This is a genomic window from Alteromonas sp. S167 (assembly GCF_036864375.1).
In the GTDB taxonomy this organism is placed as follows: domain Bacteria; phylum Pseudomonadota; class Gammaproteobacteria; order Enterobacterales; family Alteromonadaceae; genus Alteromonas.
Window position 1 is genome coordinate 1 of the sequence record NZ_JAZETR010000024.1, and the last position, 1,728, is coordinate 1,728.

3 protein-coding genes are annotated in these 1,728 nt (G+C 41.0%); all 3 read left to right on the forward strand.

The window, feature by feature from the left end:
* A partial coding sequence (locus V7R35_RS17730) for a hypothetical protein (protein ID WP_334016211.1) occupies window positions 1-431 on the forward strand: 431 nt, incomplete at its 5' end.
* Window positions 432-913: 482 nt separating this feature from the next.
* Window positions 914-1,348 (forward strand): hypothetical protein, encoded by a 435-nt coding sequence (locus tag V7R35_RS17735; protein ID WP_334016212.1) that lies wholly within the window; start codon window positions 914-916, stop codon window positions 1,346-1,348.
* Window positions 1,349-1,483: 135 nt separating this feature from the next.
* On the forward strand, window positions 1,484-1,728 hold a 245-nt coding region (locus V7R35_RS17740), incomplete at its 3' end, for a hypothetical protein (protein WP_334016213.1).

Below are 1,728 nucleotides of genomic sequence, written 5' to 3' on the forward strand. Positions count from 1 at the left end.
TAACTCACATGCAAATTGAGCCAAGATTTTCTACATTCATAGTTTCAGCCATTTCCGGCTATTGGATAGCTTTCGTTGCATCTTTCATCGTAGTTACGTTGATGGAAAGTGAAGTGTCACTGGTATTGTTTCCCATATTTCTCTTCTCTTTATTCTTTGCAGTAGGTGTAGCCATAAGTGCCTCAATCTTTGGCTATCCCATCTTCAAAATAATTTTTCAAAAACTAAAAGTATCAATAGTGCCTAAGTTGCTCATATCGGGTGCATGTTCTTGTGCTGTATCAGTTGTAGCTTTTGCAATTGCATTCAATTACTTTATAGGTGGCAATTCTTCTTTTAGCTCTGCACTTGAAACTAGCGCGGGTCTATTAACTTTTTGCGTTGTTGTAATTCCGTTTTCGGCGTTGACATATTGGTTTATAGAGAAGTGAGTTATAACAAAGCAATTAACACGCGCGCGGTGGCGCGCTGGGACAGTAACACGGTGGCGGCTTCGATATTCTCGCCACCGTGTTACTGCCCGTTATTGCGAAGTTATATGCTTTTCAGGAAGCTCATCAATAAGGAATTTTATGAATCTCAACGCTACATTTTGGGGGCAAGCACTCTTCATCCTCGCTTTAGTTGTAATTTTTCTTACTATCAAATTTGCTAAAGGAAAGGCTGACAATATCGGATTGGTTGCCATTTATGCCTTCTTGCTCAACTTCTTGATTCCGCCTGTTGGGTGGTTCTATTGTTACCGATGGGCAAACAAATAATTGCCTAATACAAATATCATCCTCTATGTAGCTGGGGTTTGTTTTTATTAGAGTGGATGTGTAAAAGGGTTTAAATTGTACGCATATAACAACTCAATCAACACACTCACTTCGTTCGCTGGGACGCATACACGCAGGGCGGCTTCGCCATTATGCCCCACGTGCCTGCGCCCGTTATTGAAAAGTTATATGCTTTTGAGGAATTCATGCTATCTATCGCTGAACAAAACAAAGAAGTGCATGTGAAGTCTTACTGTCAGAGTTGGTTAAGGCTGCTCTCTCTACAAAAGTTCAACGAAGCCCAGAAACTATTGGATTGTCCAAACAGCTACGGAGAAACTTGGACAGAAGCCAAATTAAAGTTTGCTGTTCAGGAATATTACAACAATACATCGCCAGTAACATTCCAAAATGAAGACCTTTCCAAATGTTTTCCTGAATATTTGGAAACCGAATCTGGAAACCTAATTTTTGGTTTCTATCTTCCGTCTAATAGTGAGATTACGGATTTAACAGTGGAGTTTGAGTTTATCCCGCAAGGTAATGGATTTTATGCAGCGACTATCAACGACGTCCATGTGTTGTAATAGGCACGCATATAACAACTCAATAAACTCGCTCACTTCGTTCGCTGGGACGCATACACGCAGGGCGGCTTCGCCATTATGCCCTACGTGCCTGCGCCCGTTATTGAAAAGTTATGTGCTCAAGGGACGTTTAGCTTGGAAACTGTCGATGTAGAATGTGAAGTTGAAGTCTCCTTAATTGAACTTGCCATGAAAAATCGGTGGGGATATCGAACTGGAATAAGCCCAAACCATTGGATTCCTGGTCGAGATTACGCCTTTATTGGAAAGCTAAATTTTATCGGTGTCGAAATACTAGAGCCTGGGAGAACTTGCAGAGCAATTGGAGGGTTTGTATTGCCCAAACAAGATTTACCATTAATCAAAAAAGGCTTTACTTG

What these genes read in the sequence shown, in the direction of transcription:
- V7R35_RS17735 (WP_334016212.1), top strand. Translation starts at nt 914, where the DNA reads ATGCCCCACGTGCCTGCGCCCGTTATTGAAAAGTTATATGCTTTTGAG.